We start from the raw sequence: 629 nt of genomic DNA on the forward strand, positions 1-629 counted from the left end.
GCCGCACCTCGTCTCGAACAGGTCCGCCGCCGTGCTGATCTGCTACGCATCTGCGGTCGACCCGAACTGGGACGGGACTTACGCCACGGTCGTGTCGCCGACCGATGCAATGCCAGCGCAGCTACTTGAGTTCACTTTCGGGCGCTGCCACGCGACCAAGTTCGGCGGCCCGAACGACGAAGTGATCAGCGGACACCCTCTGTTCGGCCGAGGACTCGAACCATACGAACCTCACATCGTCCACAACTCGCCCTGGATCGCCGAAGAGGAACGCATCAACTCCGTCCACCGCCTCCACCAAGGTGGGTGGTCGCAGAGGCTCAAGCACTACTTCTTCATGTTCCACGACGAAACGTTCGAGGCCCTGGCGGTTGATCTCAGGGTCGACCAGGTGCACGGAGTTCTGAAGGACCGCCTGTTGCACGCGGTTTACTCGGTGCTCCGGGGCTAGGTGTTGTCCAGGAGCGGGTGAACACCAGGCGAATCAGACCTTGGTGGCGGACTGCAGATCGCGGACGGTCACGGTGGCCGGCACCCGTAGCCGGCCACGTCGAGCACCCGCCTAACAACCGCCCGCACGACGCTGGCGAGCCAGACCATCCGCCGTCGGACACGAGGCGGGGGAGCGG

The 629-nt window shown here is 64.5% G+C and carries 1 protein-coding gene; it reads left to right on the forward strand.

Annotation, left to right across the window (positions count from 1 at the left end):
• A partial coding sequence (locus ACYVJ0_RS13645) for a hypothetical protein (protein ID WP_460818399.1) occupies positions 1 to 451 on the forward strand: 451 nt, incomplete at its 5' end.
• Between the last annotated feature and the right edge of the window lie 178 nt (positions 452 to 629).

It is taken from the genome of Microbacterium petrolearium (genome assembly GCF_054782875.1).